The organism is Mycetocola sp. BIGb0189 (assembly GCF_024810155.1).
Lineage (GTDB): Bacteria > Actinomycetota > Actinomycetes > Actinomycetales > Microbacteriaceae > Mycetocola > Mycetocola lacteus.
Window position 1 is genome coordinate 169,026 of the sequence record NZ_JANUED010000005.1, and the last position, 15,417, is coordinate 184,442.

Genomic DNA, 15,417 nt, shown 5'->3' on the forward strand with positions numbered 1-15,417 from the left:
GATGACACTCAGCGCCGAAGAAATCCACGCCCGCGACAACAACCTGCGCGGCGCCCTGGCCCGGGTTCGGGCCGAGGTGGGCAAGTCCGTTGTGGGGCAGGATGCCGCCGTCAGCGGTCTGATCATCGCCCTCCTCGCCCAGGGACATGTGCTCCTGGAGGGTGTGCCGGGTGTGGCCAAGACCCTGCTGGTGCGTACACTCAGCACCGCGCTGTCGCTGGACACCAAGCGGGTGCAGTTCACCCCCGACCTGATGCCGGGAGACGTCACCGGTTCGCTGGTGTACGACGCCAAGGCCGGGGACTTCGAGTTCCGTCGTGGTCCGGTTTTCACCAACCTCCTGCTCGCGGATGAGATTAACCGCACGCCCCCGAAGACCCAGTCGGCCCTGCTGGAGGCCATGGAGGAGCGCCAGGTGTCGGTGGACGGCGTCTCGCTGCCACTGCCGAGCCCGTTCCTGGTGGCCGCCACCATGAACCCGATCGAGTATGAGGGCACCTATACCCTGCCCGAGGCCCAGCTTGACCGCTTCCTGCTGAAGCTGGTGCTGGACCTGCCCGAGCGCGACACCGAGATCGAGGTGCTGCGCCGTCACGCGCTGGGATTCAACCCGCGCGACCTAGGCGGAGCCGGCGTACAGCCGGTGCTCAGCGCCGAAGAGCTCAAGGCCGCCCAGGGTGCCGCCGCACAGACCACCGTCTCCGGCGACGTGCTGGCCTACCTGGTGGATCTGGCCCGCGCCACCCGGCAGAGCCCGTCGGTGCGCATGGGTGTGAGCCCGCGTGGTGCCACCGCGCTGCTGGCCAGTGCCAAGGCGTGGGCTTGGCTGAGTGGCTATCCGGCAGTAACTCCCGATCACGTGCAGGCGATGGTCCTGCCGGTTTGGCGTCACCGGTTGCAGCTGCGTCCCGAGGCCGAGCTGGAGGGTGTGTCCGCGGACACCATTCTGCGCTCGATCATGCAGCAGGTTCAGGTTCCCATCTAAATGGCGATCACCGGTTGGTTTGTGCTGGTTGTGGGCGCCGGGGTCATCCCGATCGTGGTCGGAACCGGGCTCGGTGGCAACCCGCTCTTGATTCTGGCGGGCTGGATGGTGCTAGCCGCGGTGTTGCTGATCCTGGATCTGTCCCTCGCAGCCTCGCCCCGCGCACTGCGTCTTGCCCGCGGTGGTGCCGCGCGCGCACGCCTGGGCGAGCCCACCGATGCCCTGCTGTACCTCACCAACACCGGTGCGCGCACGCTGGTGGGCATCGTTCGGGATGCGTGGACGCCGTCCGCCGGAGCCCAAACATCGCGCGCGCGGGTCCGGATTCCCGGTGGCGAGCGACGCCTGGTGCGCACGGTCCTGGTTCCCACCCGGCGGGGCGAGCGGCGCAGCGAATCGGTAACCATCCGTTCGTTCGGCCCGCTCAGGCTCGCCGCCCGGCAGACCACCCTGTCGGCACAGGGCACCCTGCGTGTGCTTCCGCCGTTCAGATCGCGCCGTCACCTGCCCTCGCGGTTGGCCCGGCTGCGCGAGCTGGATGGAGCCACCTCGCTGATGGTGCGCGGTCAGGGCACCGAGTTTGACTCCCTACGCGACTATGTCCGCGGCGATGATGTGCGCTCCATCGACTGGCGGGCAAGCGCCCGCCGGATGGGCGGCCAGCCGGACGCGGGCGAGCACCTGGTGGTACGCACCTGGCGTCCCGAACGCGACCGCCGGGTTATCATCGTGGCCGATACCGGCCGTGCCGGGGCCGCCCGGATCGCCGATGAGCCGCGCCTGGATACCGCGTTTGAGGCCTCGCTGCTGCTGGCCGCGCTGGCCACCCGTGCCGGGGACCGCGTGGATCTGCTGTGCTTTGACCGTCGTATCCGCGGGCGGGTGACCGGCTCTACCGGTGCCGCGCTGCTGGAAAACATGGTGAACACCATGGCCGATATCGAGCCCGAACTGATCGAAACCGACTGGTCGGCCATCCCCGCGGAGGTGCGTCAGATCACCTCCCAGCGCTCGCTGGTGGTCATCCTGACCGCGGCCGAGAGCCCGGGATCCGCGGCCGATCTGATCGCCAGTCTGCCCGAGCTCACCGCGCGTCACCTGGTGGTGGTCGCGTCGGTACGCGATCCCGAAGCGCTGGCCGCACGCCATTTTGTGGACAGCCGCGAGGATGTGTACGAGGCCGCCGGTGCCGAGCGCGCACTGTTGGATGCCGACCGGGTCGCCCAGGCGTTGCGCCGTGTGGGTGCCGATCCGATTGCCGGTTCTCCGGAGGCCCTGCCCCCACTGCTCGCCGACCACTACCTGGCACTCAAACGGGCGGGCAAGCTCTAGCTACGGTCCCGCTCCCCCTGCTTGCCCGTCCCGCGGTGGGGCTTTCCTCGCCGCTCCAGGAAATCGGAGACCCATCCGGCAGGGACCAGGAGCAGCAACCACCAGACCCCTCCGATCGGGACGATCAGGGTCAGAATCAGCGCAAGCAACACGGCGGCAAAGGTCAGCCAGCTGTTGGTGGGGGTCAGCAGGTCCCGGTCCGTGTCCGAACGAAGACTCGGGTCGCGGATGACGACCCCCTCCATCAGCGCGAAGGTTAGGCTCGCCACCGCGATGGTGCCGATATAGAGGGCCCGGGCAGCCGGGTTCTGCCCGGCCGCCGCGAGCATATTCGAGGCAAATGGGAGAAAGGCGATGCTGGCCAGCCAGACCAGGTTGACCCGCATGAGTCGCGACGAATAGGCGTGCACAACCTCAAATAGGCGGTGATGCATGGTCCACATTCGGGCGATGACCGCGAAGCTCACAAAAAACGCGATCAGGGTGCCCTGATGCTCGGACAGGAACTCCCCCACCCGGTCGGCCCGAGCATCGGATGCGGCGTCCACCAGCGGAAGTAGCAGCAGTGTGATTGCGATCGCCACGGTGGCGTCGGAAAAGTTGACCAGCCGGTCCAGGCCGCGCTGGGTGCGCAGAATTCGGCTCATGGATTCATCCCCCTCGGATGCGCGTGACTGTTTAGGAAACGGTGGCCGGTGCCGCGGATTCCAGGCGGCGACTGCGGACGGCCAGGATGATCATCACGGCCGGAATCAGCACGTCATAGGCCAGCACGCCGCCGGTGTTCCCGGGCTCCCAGTTGCCGTGGGCCAGCGACTGATAGACGTGACCGAGGGTGGCACCCCAGAGGAACATCCCGGCAATCAGGCCGATCGTGATGCGCTCCCGGGCCCCGGCGCGCACGGCACGGAACCCGCCGATAGCCAGACCCAGGTTGGCAAACGCGATCTCGGTGACAAACGGGGTCTGCGGGAACCCGATGGCGGTGGTCATCACGTCGGGGATCACCAGGAATGACAGGGTCATCCAGGCGCTTCCGCACCCCAGCGCGGCCACCGCCCACCAGCGCTGCCAGATTTCCAGGCGCGGAAGTTTCGTGGATCGTGCCGAGTGAATGCTCGCCCCGATCACGGCGATCAGCAGCCAGAGGGCGGGAACGGACGTTTCAAAAATGAACTGTGAGGTAGACATATCGACAGTCTTGCACACGCAATATTGCATGCGCAAGACTGCGCTATACTGATCACATGGATGATGGAATTGCCGACCTGCTGCACCGTGTCGTCGCCACCTTTGGCGATCTTGCGCGCAGGCGCATGGCCGCCGGCGACGCCCTGTTGACCTATACCCAGGTTCGGATTATCGGCACCCTGGAGGAGTCTCCGGGAATGACTCAGCGTCAGCTCTCCGACTCCGTCGGCCTCTCCGAGGCGGCGACCTCCCGCGCCCTGCGCACGCTGCGCGACGAGGGGTTCGTGGACATCATCATCGACCCCAGCCACGCCAAGCGACGCCTCGCCTCGGCCACACCGGCGGGACTCGACGCGTTCCACGCCTCGGGCACCGCGAGCGCGAGTCAGCTTCGCGAGTGGCTGATCCGCGAGGGCTTCCCCTATGATCGCTACCTCGCCGACTCGCAGCGCCTGGCCGAGCTTCTGGACACCGTGGATCGCGGCCCAGGCCCCGGCCCAACGCAGCACTAAACTCGGTCGCTCGCCGGGCTGAGCCGAGCCGGGCTCAACAACACCGGGCCGAGCCGGGCCGCGCCGGCAACTACGATCGTCTAGTCGTGCGCGTCGCCGATGCAGAAGACGGTCCCAAAGGGGTCGGTGAACACATCCCACTGAATACCCGGAAACTCGTGGTGGGCCTGATGCTCGGCACCCGCCGCACGCACCGAATCCAGCAGGGCTTCACGCTCCTCACCGGCCTCTAGATCGAAATCGAGGTGGATGAGGTTTTTCCCCGGTGTCGGGTCCGGAACCTTCGCGAACCCGAGGTTGATGCCGGGAATAGCGCCCGAAAGCACCAGGAACTCCCCCGTCCCACCCACATCGTTGAGCGAACCGCCCAGAAGCTTCGCCCACCAGGCCGCCACGGGCGCCGGGTCGAGGGTGTCCAGGGTGATCATGCCGAGTCGCATCGGGGGTCCTTTCGCCGGTGAAGAGTACCCCCAGCGTAGCCGGATCCCCCGACCGTTCGCCAGAACCTCGCCAGCACCCAGCAGCGCCGCGGATGTCCCCAGGGGAACCAAAAACCGCACGACGCCGCCGGTGAGGGCGACGCCGTGCGGCGGAGCGGGGAACCGAGCCTAGGCGGCCAGGTTTGCGGCGAGCGCCGCACCCAGGGTTGCGTCCACGTTGGTCCAGTAGGCGATCGCCCGGGCACGGATCTCGGTGTTCTGGACGGCACCCACGTGACCGGTGATGGTGGCCAGCAGACGTGCGCGCTGCGCGTCATCCATGACCTCGCGGACAAGGGTTCCGGCCTGACCGAAGTCGTCGTCCTCGGCGTGCAGGCTGGCGGCGGTCCGAGCGAACTCGCCGTCGTTCTCCCAGCCGCGCTCGTCGGCGGCGTAGGCGGAATCTCCGGCGGGGCCACCCACCGAGTTCGGCGCATACACCGGGGTCGAGGCGGAGTTGAAGGAGTAGCGTGCGGCACCGTCCTGCGAGTACGAGTGAACCTCGTTCTTGGGGGCGTTCACCGGCAGCTGGGCGTGGTTCGTGCCCACGCGGTAGCGGTGTGCATCCGCGTAGGAGAAGATGCGGGCCAGCAGCATGCGGTCGGGGCTGGCGGCGATACCCGGCACGAAGTTCGAGGGGGCGAAGGTGGCCTGCTCGATCTGCGCGAAGTAGTTCTCCGGGTTGCGGTTCAGCTCAAACTGACCCACCTCGATCAGCGGGTAATCGGCCTTGGGCCACACCTTGGTGAGGTCAAACGGGTTGAAGCGGTAGGTCTTGGCATCCTCGTAGCCCATGACCTGAACCGAGACGGTCCAGCTCGGGAACTCCTCGCGCTCGATCGCGTCGTGGAGGTCGCGGATCATGTAGTCGGCGTCGGTTCCGGCCAGACGCTCGGCCTCTTCGGCGGTCAGCGAGGCATTGCCCTGGTTGGTGCGGAAGTGGTACTTGACCCAGAAGCGCTCACCCTCGGCGTTGATCCACTGGTAGGTGTGCGAGCCGAAGCCGTCCATGTGACGCCAGTTGGCGGGGATACCGCGGTCACCCATCAGCCAGGTCACCTGGTGTGCACTCTCCGGGGAGAGCGACCAGAAGTCCCACTGCATGTCGTTGTCGCGCAGGTGGCTGCCCGGCAGACGCTTCTGCGAGTGGATGAAGTCGGGGAACTTGATGCCGTCGCGGATGAAGAACACCGGGGTGTTGTTACCCACCAGGTCGTAGTTACCCTCGGTGGTGTAGAACTTCAGCGCGAAACCGCGCGGGTCGCGCCAGGTGTCCGGGCTTCCGGCCTCACCGGCGACGGTGGAGAACCGGGCCAGGGCCTCGGTGACCACACCGGGCTGGAACAGCGCGGCCTTGGTGTAGGCCGAGACATCGTGGGTCACGGTCAGGGTACCGAAGGCACCGCCGCCCTTGGCGTGCACCACACGCTCCGGCACACGCTCGCGGTTGAACTGGGCGAGCTTCTCAACGAGGTAGTGGTCGTGCAGCGGGATCGCGCCGTCGCGGCCGATCGCAAGCGAGTGCGAATCGGCGCTGACCGGGGCGCCGGAGTTGGTGGTGGTGGTCGGTGATTCCGTCATGGTGATCTCCTCTTTTTTCGCTGGCAAGTACCCCGATATGGCAGCTGCCACCGGGGTGTGTCACAGTGTCCGGATAGGGCCGGGACCGTCTGGTTCAGGAGACGGGTTCGGCCGTGTTTTCCGCTCGGGCCACCTCGTCCTGACAGGCCGGACACAGCCCCCAGAACGTGACCTCGGCGGTCTGCACCGTGTATCCCGAGGCGTTGCCCGGGTGCAGGCACGGAGCGTGCCCCACGACGCAATCCACATCGTTGATCGCACCGCAGCGGGTGCACACGATGTGATGGTGGTTATCATCCACCCGACGCTCATACCGGGCCGGGGAACCGGCCGGTTCGATCCGACGCAACAGGCCGGCATCGGTGAGCGCAGACAGGACGCCGTAGACGGCCTGCACCGAGGTGTCCGGGAGGTCCGCGAGGACCCGCTCAAACACGGTGCCGGCATCCACATGCGACTTCTCGCCCACCGCACGCAGCACCGCGAGACGCGGGGCGGTGAGGCGCAGCCCAACACCGCGAATGGCGTCGGAGAGTTCCTCGGTGGTGGCGACTGTCATGACACCCACCCTACACGCTTTTTTGAATGACTAAAAATAACGAGGGGTTTCCGTGTGGCGAACGGAGGTTGAACTAGCCCGCGTAGACGCGCTGGGCACCGGATTCAAACTCGCCCAGATCGCCGGTTTCTCCCGACCGATACGCCTTTCGTCCCAGAATCAGCATGTACGCGAGGAACCCCAGGAACACCGCGGCACCGATCCCGATTTTCACCGGCCAGGGCAGCTCGGATCCGGTCACAAATCCCTCCACAACCCCCGAGACACCCAGCACAAACACCAGGCCGATGGCCACGGTGATCAACGAGCGACCGTCCTCGGCGAGCGCCACCAGACGCGGACGCTTGCCCGGAGCCACCCAGGCCCAGAAGATGCGCAGTCCCGCGGCGGCGGCCACAAAGATCGCCGTCAGCTCCAGCATGCCGTGCGGGGCAATGTAGAGGAAAAAGTCACCGCCGTGGCCGAAGGTGTGCAGGATTGCGAAGGACTGCCCCAGCCCCTGAGCGTTCTGCGCGATGATGAACGGCACCCAGATTCCGGTGACCCCGAAGGCCACCGCCTGGGCGGCGATCCACGCGTTATTAGTCCAGACCATCGCCCCAAACGAGGAGGACGCATACTCGGAGTAGTACTGGTAGAAGTCCTCCGAGGCGTACTTTTCCAGGCCGGCCTGGGTCCCCAGGTTATAGACCAGCTGCGGGTCCCCCAGCAGCCAGATGGCCCATGCCACCGCGATCAGGATCGTGGCCAGCGCCACGGCGAGGGTCAGCCAGCGAATCCGATAGAGCGCGGTCGGCAGTTGCAGCACAAAAAACTCGCCCAGCTGAAGCAGCACGTTTTTGCTCGCGGCGGTAAAGCGCAGCCGAGAACGGGCGATGATCACCCCGAGACGATCCCCGTCCGGGGTGCTGCCGGCAGAGGCCTGGAGCACCGAAAGATCACTCGCGGCCGACTGATAGCGGGCGATAAATTCGTCCGCCTCGGCACCACTGAGCGAGCCTCTGGCGGAGAGCGCCTGAAGCCGGGTCCATTCTTTTTCGTGCGCGGCACGATACGCGTCAAGATCCATCTGCTTAGATTGTAGACATGACCGCGACATTTTCGCCGATTGCCGTCGGCGACAGCACGGAAAACGAACTCATCACCGGTGAGGCCGTTGTCCTCGAGGTGCGCCACACCTCGTTCCTGCTGCGCGCCGCCGGCGCCCTGATCGACGGCCTGGTTACGGTAATCTTCATCATCGGCTGCTTCATGCTGCTGGGGATGCTCTCCACGATGATCGACATGGACGCGGCCATCGGGCAGGCGCTGAGCGTGGCCGTCGTGGCCACCGGGCTGGTGATCCTGCCGGCCACCGTGGAAACCCTCACCCGCGGCCGTTCCGTCGGCCGCTTCACCGTGGGTGCACGAATTGTGCGCAACGATGGCGGAGCGATCTCCTTCCGTCACGCCCTCACCCGGGCGCTTGTGGGCGTGCTGGAGCTGTACCTCACGCTGGGCGGGTTGGCCGCAACCGTGGGGCTGCTGAATAATCGCAGCCGCCGCCTAGGCGATCTCCTGGCGGGCACATACTCCCAGCACGAGCGAGTCCCGCAGATTCGTCGTTTTATCCGGCCCATGCCGCCCGAGCTATACGGGTGGGCACAGATCGCCGACGTCGCCAAGCTCCCCGAGCCGCTCGCCCGTCGAATCAGCCAGTTCCTCGCCCAGGCGGACCGGTTCACCCCCGAATCTCGCCTCCGCGTGACCAACGAGCTGGCGGCCGAGGTCGCCCCCTTCACCTCGCCGCTCCCGCGCGTGCATCCGGAAACCCTCCTGGTGGGGGTGGCCGCGATCCGTCGCGACCGTGACGCCCGTGCGCTGCAGGCGCGGGGCCGCCGCCTCGATGCACTGGCACCGGCGCTGATGGGTACACCTCACGATTTCCCCCAGCGGTAGGTCCACAGACTCCGTACCCGCGGGCCGAGAGCGGAAACCCGATCCGCTTCCCGACCCGTGGGAGACTCATGCCTACTTATTGGCCTCGATGGTCTGAGAGATCCAGTCGTGGAATGCGGTCACGTTGGTATAGAGACCCGGTCCCTTCTCACAGGAGGGACTCTTGGCACCCGGGCCGGAGGTGACGCCGATCAGCTCCCAGGCGTTGTCCTTACCCTTCTGAATCTGAGGTCCGCCCGAGTCACCGTTGCAGGCCATCGCATTGGCGGTGTGACTCACGGTGCAGAGACGGGTGTCACCGGCAAACCCGGGATCGCACTCCTCGAGGCTTCCGCGCACGGTGTCGAGCTGACGCAGCTTCTCCGACATCTTCCACTTCTGCGGATCCTTATTGGGCTTGGTGATCCCGAACCCGAGAATTCGAGTGGCGCTGCCGTAATCGGCCGCCCGATCGGCAATCACGATCGGCTTATTTTTGACCGAACGATCCAGGCGTACCAGCGCCACGTCGTTCTGGTTGGGCTGACCCTGAGCGTATCCGGGGTTCAGGAACACCTGAGTAATGGTGCGGACGGTGCCGCCCGAGGAACGCTTATCGCTGCCGATTCTTACCTTGCCCTTGGCGAAGGATCCGATCTGCATGTCGAGGCAGTGCGCGGCGGTCACGACCCATTCGGGGTCGATCAGTGCGGCGCCGCAGTTACCGTTGTTGAGGCCGGCGGCCGGGGCTTTAATCGGAATGCTCGCCATAAACGGGTACTTCTCCGAGGCTTTCTCGCCTCCCACGATGGTCTTGAATCCGGTGGCGGCAACCTGAGAATGAGCCGCAGCGGGGGTGATGGTGGCCGCGTTTGCGGTGGCGGCACCGGCGGTGAGGGTCAGTGCACAGGCCGCGGCGACGAGGGTCGACCGGGTCATCACACGGCGAAGCGTGGAAATTCCAGACACGAGCGTAAACCTTTCGTTGAATTGAGCTGACGTGATGTCATGTTTCAACCGTAGAAATTTGGCGGTCCCTGTCCCATCCGGCCCACTCCCCACTCGATGGTGGAGCCAGCTATACCGTGGTACCGGTCCTCCTGTGGAAGACTCGATATGTGAAACTGGGACGCACACATCGGTGGCTTCGAGATCTGCGATTCTTTGCGCTGTCGACGGTGGGCTCGCTCGGATCCGTTGTGCTGTTTTGTGTCATTCTCGCGCTGCTCCCGGTGATGGTCATCAGCCGGGGTGTCCTGCTGGCTCCCGAGCTGGCACGGGTGTTGCGGTGGTGGTCGAACCGAGCCCGGGATCGGGTCGGACGCTATCGTGGCGATCCGGTCGCCGGCCCCACGGGCACACTGAGACGCGATGCGCTGATTGATGATCGCCTGCGCTTTGCCCTCTCTCGCGATACCGGGCGTGATGTCCTGTGGCTCGCTCTCGATGCGATCCCCACGCTCTTCCTGGTCACGGTCATCCTGACCCTCCCGTTTGGTGTCCTGCACGCGGTCAACACCGTATATCGCTGGCTGGCGGGCCTGGGGATGGAACCGGCGAGCGCCCCCGACCCGGTCCTCCTCTGGCCGGCCGTCCTGTCGATTCCGCTGCTGATACTGGGATACCTCCTGGTGCTGGTTGTTCTCATTCCGCTCGCCGCACACCTGTCTGCGCAGGCATCCGCCGCCCTGCTCGCGCTTCCGCGGCGCGCACTGTTGGCCGAGCGGGTGGATGCGCTCACGCTGAGCCGCGCCGCCGCACTGGATGCCCACGCGGCCGAGTTACGCCGGATCGAACGCGACCTACACGACGGTGCGCAAAACCGCATCGTGGGGATCGTCATGATGCTGGGGATGGCCGAACGCGCGATCGAAAACGGGGACCCCACGGCGCGCGACCACGTCCGCCGCGCACAGGATGCAGCCTCCGAGGCCCTGGCCGGGTTGCGGCACACGGTGCACGATATCTATCCGCCGATCCTGGAGGAGCAGGGACTCGACGGTGCCCTGGCCTCCCTGGCGGGCCGCAGCGTGGTGCCTTGCACGCTGGATGCCGCCGGCATCGGACGTGTCCCCGCGGCCATCGAATCGGCCGCCTACTTTGTGGTGGCCGAGGCACTGAACAACCTCAACAAAAACGCCACCGCCTCGCGCGCATCGGTGCGGGTTCGCCGCGAAGCACAGCTGCTCACGCTCGAGGTCGAGGACAACGGCAGCGGCGGCGCAATCGAGCGTCCGGGCGGCGGAATCGCCGGCATTCGCCGCCGAACCCTGGCCTTCGAGGGCACCCTGGAACTCATCAGCCCGGTGGGCGGTCCCACCATCATCAGAGTGGAGATCCCATGCGCATCATAATCGCCGAAGACAACACCCTCCTGCGGGAGGGGCTGGCGCTGCTGCTGGAGAGCGAGGGCTTCGAGGTGGTGGCCGCCGTCGATAATGCCGACGGCTTTCTTGACCGGCTGGACGAGGCGGACGCGGCGGTGCTTGATGTGCGAATGCCTCCCACCTTCACCAACGAGGGACTCCGCGCGGCAGCCGAGGCGCGTTCTCGGCGTCCGGGGTTTCCGGTCCTGGTGCTCTCGGCCTATGTCGAGGACCGCTATGCGGGTGAACTACTAGCTGCCGGTGCCGAGGGCCTCGGATACCTGCTCAAGGAGCGGGTGGGTCGGGTCGCCGCGTTTGTGGATGCCCTGAACCGGGTCGCTGCCGGAGGCACCGTCATGGATCCCGAGGTGATCGCCCAGCTGATGAGCCGGCGCCACATGGACGATCCGGTGCGCTCGCTCACCCCGCGTGAACGGGAGGTACTGGGGCTGATGGCCGAGGGCCTCGACAACCTCACCATTGCCGCGCGGCTCTTTGTCACCGAGACCGCCGTGAGTAAACACATCGGCAACATCTTTGCCAAGCTCGGCCTCGCCGCGACCGACAGCGGTCATCGCCGGGTGCTCGCGGTGCTCGCCTACCTGCGCGACGAGAACCCACCCGCTAGCATTTCCGTATGAACGACACGCAGCGAGCTGGTACGGGTGCGGGGCTGCCCGCGATCGAGTGGATTGGCACCCCCGACTCCCCCACGCGTGAGCACATCGATACCGACGCTCTCGATCGGATCCGACTCGGCGACGGTGAGCCGTTTCCGCCGTCCTATCGTGCACTGATTCGCCAGGTGGGCTGGGGACGACTCTGTGGGCTGTGGTTCATCTATCCCCCGGTCAGGGAGGGGTACGCCGATGGTTGGCCCGGCCGCACCTCACGATTGAGCGAGCACTTTCGGGTTGTGTACGCCGACAGCCGCGCCGAGGAGTACACCTGGGTCATCGAGCCCGATGGCTCCTGGGACCTGTCCGAACGACTCGAGGTTTTTGGGTGGAGCGAAAACGGCGACTACCTACTCTGGGAGCTCGGTGCCCGCACGCCGCAGGGCGAACTCCCGATCTGGGAATCCCGCGGGCTTGGATCCCTGCACCGCTTGGGGAGCAGCCTCGACGAGGCACTGCCGCTCCTGCACGAGCGCGCCACCGACCCGGCGGCCCCGGACACCCCGCCGTTCCAGCCCCTTCCAAGCTTCCGCCTGAAGGGTTAGCTCCCGATCCGCCCCAACCACAGACTTGAGCGTCGGCTGAAAATCCGGTACTGGGCTCTGGTACTTCGTCTAGGAGGTTGTTAGGGTCAGAGCACCCCTTCGAGGAAGGATCCCATGTCCACCCATTTTGATATCCAGGCGCGCTGGCCGGAGCTCTTCGCCTCACTCGATGCAGTCACCACAACGCACATCATCAACACACTCGCGTCAGGTTGGCACGAAGGCTGGGAACCCAACCGCGAAGACGTAAAGAACCTTACAGATTACGCACGCGGCACGATCGACAAAGCCGAATACGCTCGTCGAGCAGACGCGGCGGCACGTGCGCACGAGGCCCGAAGCCCCGCCATCTAATGCCCGGGCCGTTTGATTCCTGGGATGCATATTTCTGGGAGCCAGGTGGCCTCGTGCTCCAAAATCTCTTTGGCCTCCGTGACGCACATGCGCTCGCGAAGCGAGAGTATGCGGAAACCGCGATTCAGCAGTTCGATATTGAGCGTGGAGCGACGAACATCGCTCGGACCTATGATGCTCGGCATCTCCGCAGCATTCACGAGCACCTTTTTGGCAGCGTCTATGCGTGGGCCGGCCAGTTCCGCTCGGTGGGGATGAGTAAGGGCGCTTTCGATTTTGCAGAGCCGGCATCGATATCGGGCTATCTTGCGCAGGCGCACCGCAGGATCACGACGTCGCCGTGGGCGGCCATGCATAAGACCGAGTTTGCGACCGAATGCGCGCGGATCTTTGCTTACATCAACTATGCGCATCCGTTTCGCGAAGGTAATGGACGAACATCAAATATCTTCATGCAACAGGTATCCGAGCTGAGCCGATTTCGACTTGAATTCGACCCGAGGATTTCCCGCATAACCCCGGAGATCTGGAACCAGGCTTCACACCTATCGGTACCCGATATTGGTTCACATGAGCCCGAATCACACGCGCTAGTTCCCGTATTTGCTCGGCTCGCACGGCCGCGAAACCCTCTGGAACCGGCTAGACCCGGTTCCTCACCTGCGTGAACCGGGCCCGCTCTTTGTGGCTGGGATTGCGCAAGACATGGGTGCACAAAAATGCCCGGGACCAGCGGTCCCGGGCATTTTCGGTGGTGACGCTTAGAGCGCGTTGCGCTTGGCGATCTCACCCAGGTAGGCCAGCGAAGGCTTGGGGGTGCGCACGAAGGTTTCGCGGTCCACGGCGATCAGGCCGAAGGTCGGGCGGAAGCCCGAGGCCCACTCGTAGTTGTCCAGTGCGCTCCAGTGCTGGTAACCCAGCACCTCGACGCCGTCCTGCATGGCCGAGTGGAGGCCCTCAAGAGCGCCGTCCAGGTAGGCGATGCGGCGGGTGTCATCGGCGGTGGCGATGCCGTTTTCGGTCACGAAGACCGGCACACCCTCGGTGAGCTCCCAGGCCGAACGCACACCCATCTCCAGGGCCTTCGGGAAGAACTCCCAGCCGGTGAGAGTGGTCTCGACGTCCTCGGACACGGGCAGCGGGCCGTTGGGGCCGATGAAGGTGCGGGTGTACGCCTGCACACCCACGAAGTCATCACCCTTCACGTTTTCCAGGTACCAGTCATCGCGGGGGTGACCGTACTCGCGCATCATCTCGTCCGCGCCGGGCTCACCGGTGGAGTGGAAGGCCTGGGTCGCGACGGTCCAGCCGGACTTCAGGCCGGAGATCTGCGAGAGCACCTCGCGCGAACGACGGTGCGACTCCAGCAGGGTGTCGGCAACGCCCAGGTCCGGGTTGGGCAGGCCGTAGGCCACCAGATTCGAGGCGTCCTCGCCGCCGGCGAGCATCGCGGCGATGTTCGGCTCGTTGATCGTGCACACGTGCTTGACGTCCTGCAGGATCGGCAGCAGCTTCTCGGTGTAGCGCGCGAACAGATCCGCGGCGTCCTTGGCACGCCAGAATCCGTCGTTGTACATCCAGCGCGGCACGGTGAAGTGCATCAGGGTCACGGTGGGGTCCAGGCCCAGCTCATGCGCGGTGTCGATCATGCGACGGTAGTGGTCGATCTCGGCGTTGGAGAAGAATCCACGTTCGGGCTCGATCCGGGCCCACTCGATGCTGAACCGGTAGGAGTTCAGACCGGCATCCGCGAGGAGCTTCATGTCCTCCGGGTAGCGGTGGTAGCTGTCCATGGCGTCGCCGCTGGGCTCCACAATCGTGGTGTCCTTGGCGTGCTCCATGACCCACCAGTTGCTGTTGACGTTGTTGCCCTCGATCTGGTGCGCGGCGGTCGCGGCACCCCAGAGGAAGCCTTCGGGGAATTTCAGCACGGTACTACTCCTTGGTCGTGAATGTGCGGACGGTAGGGGAAATTTAGTGGTCGGCCCAGAACGCATCCAGGGCCACCGCGGTAGCCTCGGGCGCTTCGAACTGGGGCGAGTGGGCACCGACGGGGATCACCGCGTAGTCGGCCCCGAGACGCAGGGCGCTCTCGCGCTGCATCGGGATCGGCCACTTATCGTCGTGCTCGCCGTGAGCCACCAACACCGGCAGGCCGGTCGCGGCCAGCTCGGGGGTGGTGTCGGGGTCGTTGCGGAGGATCCGGGCACCGGAGATCAGGTTGTCCGAGGAGGTCGCGGCGGCGCGGTGGCGCAGGAACGCCATCTCGGGATCCATATCCTCATCGGGCATGCCCAGGGTGTGCGGGTTGTCGCGATACCAGAGGCCGATCGAGCCGCCCTCCTGGACCGCATACTCGGTGTCCTGGTGGCGTCCGGGCCAGCCGTGCGGGCCCGAGCAGAGCAGGGTCAGGCTGGCAAACGCCGAGGGGTCCAGGATCGCCGCGGCGCGCGCGACGCAGCCACCAAAGGAGTGGCCCACCAGGTGCACGGTGGCGTCTCCGGTTTCGGCGGCCACGATTCGGGCCACCTCTACCGCGTCGGCGGCAAACAGATCAAGCGTGTAGTTCTCCACGCCCTCGGGTCCCACCGAATCGGCCTGACCGCGCTGGCTGTATACCCAGGCATCCCAGCCGCGCTCGGCCAGCAGCGGCAGGAACGTGCGGAAGTCCTCACGAGACCCGGTGAAACCCGGCACAAACAGCACCGTGCCACGACGCTGCCCGACGGGTGCCGAGTGCAGCGCGGTGAGCGTGCCCACCCCGGCGGCAATGTTCAGCGGGCTCACCCGCGGATCCAGCGCCAGGCCGCCAAACGGGCTGCCGGGGGTGATCGTGGCACCGGGGGTGGTGGTCGAGTCGGGGGTACTCATGGGGTCTCCTTCGCAAGGCTCGGGCGGTGAAGCGGGGTTTCCCACCGG

18 protein-coding genes are annotated in these 15,417 nt (G+C 65.9%); 9 read left to right on the forward strand and 9 right to left on the reverse strand.

Features of this window, described 5'->3' with window-relative positions:
• Position 1: 1 nt before the first annotated feature.
• Together M2390_RS09545 and M2390_RS09550 are read left to right on the forward strand one after the other, a co-directional pair.
• Entirely contained in the window at positions 2–985 is a 984-nt protein-coding gene (locus M2390_RS09545) for a MoxR family ATPase (RefSeq protein WP_259178267.1), read from the forward strand.
• Complete coding sequence (locus tag M2390_RS09550) at positions 986–2,317, forward strand: DUF58 domain-containing protein (RefSeq protein WP_259178268.1); 1,332 nt, start codon at positions 986–988, stop codon at positions 2,315–2,317.
• On the opposite strand, the gene M2390_RS09555 is transcribed toward M2390_RS09550, so the two are convergent.
• Both M2390_RS09555 and M2390_RS09560 read right to left on the reverse strand, forming a co-directional pair.
• Positions 2,314–2,964, reverse strand: a complete 651-nt coding sequence (locus tag M2390_RS09555; protein ID WP_259178269.1) for a TMEM175 family protein — start codon at positions 2,962–2,964, stop codon at positions 2,314–2,316. The genes M2390_RS09550 and M2390_RS09555 overlap by 4 nt on opposite strands.
• Positions 2,965–2,995: 31 nt before the next feature.
• Positions 2,996–3,508 (reverse strand): DUF6790 family protein, encoded by a 513-nt coding sequence (locus M2390_RS09560; protein ID WP_259178270.1) that lies wholly within the window; start codon positions 3,506–3,508, stop codon positions 2,996–2,998.
• Between the two features lie 56 nt (positions 3,509–3,564).
• Between M2390_RS09560 and M2390_RS09565 the strand changes: the two genes are divergently transcribed.
• Positions 3,565–4,020, forward strand: coding sequence for a MarR family winged helix-turn-helix transcriptional regulator (locus M2390_RS09565; RefSeq protein ID WP_259178273.1), 456 nt, complete (start codon positions 3,565–3,567; stop codon positions 4,018–4,020).
• An 80-nt stretch (positions 4,021–4,100) separates the two neighbouring features.
• Here the strand turns inward: M2390_RS09565 and M2390_RS09570 are convergent, their stop codons facing one another.
• The 4 genes from M2390_RS09570 to M2390_RS09585 all read right to left on the reverse strand — a co-directional run bounded on the left by M2390_RS09570 (position 4,101) and on the right by M2390_RS09585 (position 7,708).
• On the reverse strand, positions 4,101–4,460 hold the full coding sequence (locus M2390_RS09570; RefSeq protein WP_259178275.1) for a VOC family protein: 360 nt from the start codon (positions 4,458–4,460) through the stop codon (positions 4,101–4,103).
• Positions 4,461–4,628: 168 nt separating this feature from the next.
• Positions 4,629–6,080 carry a catalase gene (locus M2390_RS09575; RefSeq protein ID WP_121689234.1) on the reverse strand — a complete coding sequence of 484 codons (1,452 nt, stop codon included), beginning with the start codon at positions 6,078–6,080 and terminating at the stop codon, positions 4,629–4,631.
• Between the two features lie 94 nt (positions 6,081–6,174).
• The gene (locus M2390_RS09580) at positions 6,175–6,639 is read right to left on the reverse strand and encodes a Fur family transcriptional regulator (protein WP_259178278.1); all 465 of its coding nucleotides are present in this window, start codon (positions 6,637–6,639) and stop codon (positions 6,175–6,177) included.
• 73 nt (positions 6,640–6,712) lie between these two features.
• Complete coding sequence (locus M2390_RS09585; RefSeq protein WP_259178279.1) at positions 6,713–7,708, reverse strand: stage II sporulation protein M; 996 nt, start codon at positions 7,706–7,708, stop codon at positions 6,713–6,715.
• A 17-nt stretch (positions 7,709–7,725) separates the two neighbouring features.
• Between M2390_RS09585 and M2390_RS09590 the strand changes: the two genes are divergently transcribed.
• On the forward strand, positions 7,726–8,577 hold the full coding sequence (locus tag M2390_RS09590; RefSeq protein ID WP_259178280.1) for an RDD family protein: 852 nt from the start codon (positions 7,726–7,728) through the stop codon (positions 8,575–8,577).
• Between the two features lie 72 nt (positions 8,578–8,649).
• On the opposite strand, the gene M2390_RS09595 is transcribed toward M2390_RS09590, so the two are convergent.
• The gene (locus M2390_RS09595) at positions 8,650–9,525 is read right to left on the reverse strand and encodes a trypsin-like serine protease (RefSeq protein WP_259178282.1); all 876 of its coding nucleotides are present in this window, start codon (positions 9,523–9,525) and stop codon (positions 8,650–8,652) included.
• A gap of 149 nt (positions 9,526–9,674) precedes the next feature.
• Between M2390_RS09595 and M2390_RS09600 the strand changes: the two genes are divergently transcribed.
• The 5 genes from M2390_RS09600 to M2390_RS09620 all read left to right on the forward strand — a co-directional run bounded on the left by M2390_RS09600 (position 9,675) and on the right by M2390_RS09620 (position 13,166).
• The gene (locus M2390_RS09600; protein WP_259178284.1) at positions 9,675–10,910 is read left to right on the forward strand and encodes a histidine kinase; all 1,236 of its coding nucleotides are present in this window, start codon (positions 9,675–9,677) and stop codon (positions 10,908–10,910) included.
• On the forward strand, positions 10,898–11,563 hold the full coding sequence (locus M2390_RS09605; RefSeq protein ID WP_259178286.1) for a response regulator transcription factor: 666 nt from the start codon (positions 10,898–10,900) through the stop codon (positions 11,561–11,563). The genes M2390_RS09600 and M2390_RS09605 overlap by 13 nt, the downstream gene beginning before the upstream one ends.
• The gene (locus tag M2390_RS09610) at positions 11,560–12,144 is read left to right on the forward strand and encodes an SMI1/KNR4 family protein (RefSeq protein ID WP_259178287.1); all 585 of its coding nucleotides are present in this window, start codon (positions 11,560–11,562) and stop codon (positions 12,142–12,144) included. The genes M2390_RS09605 and M2390_RS09610 overlap by 4 nt, the downstream gene beginning before the upstream one ends.
• 114 nt (positions 12,145–12,258) lie before the next feature.
• Positions 12,259–12,498, forward strand: coding sequence for a hypothetical protein (locus tag M2390_RS09615; RefSeq protein WP_259178289.1), 240 nt, complete (start codon positions 12,259–12,261; stop codon positions 12,496–12,498).
• 53 nt (positions 12,499–12,551) lie between these two features.
• Complete coding sequence (locus M2390_RS09620) at positions 12,552–13,166, forward strand: Fic family protein (protein WP_259178290.1); 615 nt, start codon at positions 12,552–12,554, stop codon at positions 13,164–13,166.
• 93 nt (positions 13,167–13,259) lie between these two features.
• Here the strand turns inward: M2390_RS09620 and M2390_RS09625 are convergent, their stop codons facing one another.
• A complete protein-coding gene (locus tag M2390_RS09625; RefSeq protein ID WP_121648305.1) occupies positions 13,260–14,429 on the reverse strand; it encodes a glycoside hydrolase family 1 protein in 1,170 nt (389 codons plus the stop codon).
• Positions 14,430–14,472: 43 nt separating this feature from the next.
• Complete coding sequence (locus M2390_RS09630; RefSeq protein ID WP_259178297.1) at positions 14,473–15,369, reverse strand: alpha/beta fold hydrolase; 897 nt, start codon at positions 15,367–15,369, stop codon at positions 14,473–14,475.
• Positions 15,370–15,417: the final 48 nt, after the last annotated feature.

Excerpts from the sequence above, each read along its gene's own strand:
- M2390_RS09545 (WP_259178267.1), top strand. The coding sequence starts at position 2 with ATGACACTCAGCGCCGAAGAAATCCACGCCCGCGACAACAACCTGCGC.
- M2390_RS09550 (WP_259178268.1), top strand. The coding sequence starts at position 986 with ATGGCGATCACCGGTTGGTTTGTGCTGGTTGTGGGCGCCGGGGTCATC.
- M2390_RS09555 (WP_259178269.1), bottom strand. The coding sequence starts at position 2,964 with ATGAGCCGAATTCTGCGCACCCAGCGCGGCCTGGACCGGCTGGTCAAC.
- M2390_RS09560 (WP_259178270.1), bottom strand. The coding sequence starts at position 3,508 with ATGTCTACCTCACAGTTCATTTTTGAAACGTCCGTTCCCGCCCTCTGG.
- M2390_RS09565 (WP_259178273.1), top strand. The coding sequence starts at position 3,565 with ATGGATGATGGAATTGCCGACCTGCTGCACCGTGTCGTCGCCACCTTT.
- M2390_RS09570 (WP_259178275.1), bottom strand. The coding sequence starts at position 4,460 with ATGCGACTCGGCATGATCACCCTGGACACCCTCGACCCGGCGCCCGTG.
- M2390_RS09575 (WP_121689234.1), bottom strand. The coding sequence starts at position 6,080 with ATGACGGAATCACCGACCACCACCACCAACTCCGGCGCCCCGGTCAGC.
- M2390_RS09580 (WP_259178278.1), bottom strand. The coding sequence starts at position 6,639 with ATGACAGTCGCCACCACCGAGGAACTCTCCGACGCCATTCGCGGTGTT.
- M2390_RS09585 (WP_259178279.1), bottom strand. The coding sequence starts at position 7,708 with ATGGATCTTGACGCGTATCGTGCCGCGCACGAAAAAGAATGGACCCGG.
- M2390_RS09590 (WP_259178280.1), top strand. The coding sequence starts at position 7,726 with ATGACCGCGACATTTTCGCCGATTGCCGTCGGCGACAGCACGGAAAAC.
- M2390_RS09605 (WP_259178286.1), top strand. The coding sequence starts at position 10,898 with ATGCGCATCATAATCGCCGAAGACAACACCCTCCTGCGGGAGGGGCTG.
- M2390_RS09610 (WP_259178287.1), top strand. The coding sequence starts at position 11,560 with ATGAACGACACGCAGCGAGCTGGTACGGGTGCGGGGCTGCCCGCGATC.
- M2390_RS09615 (WP_259178289.1), top strand. The coding sequence starts at position 12,259 with ATGTCCACCCATTTTGATATCCAGGCGCGCTGGCCGGAGCTCTTCGCC.
- M2390_RS09630 (WP_259178297.1), bottom strand. The coding sequence starts at position 15,369 with ATGAGTACCCCCGACTCGACCACCACCCCCGGTGCCACGATCACCCCC.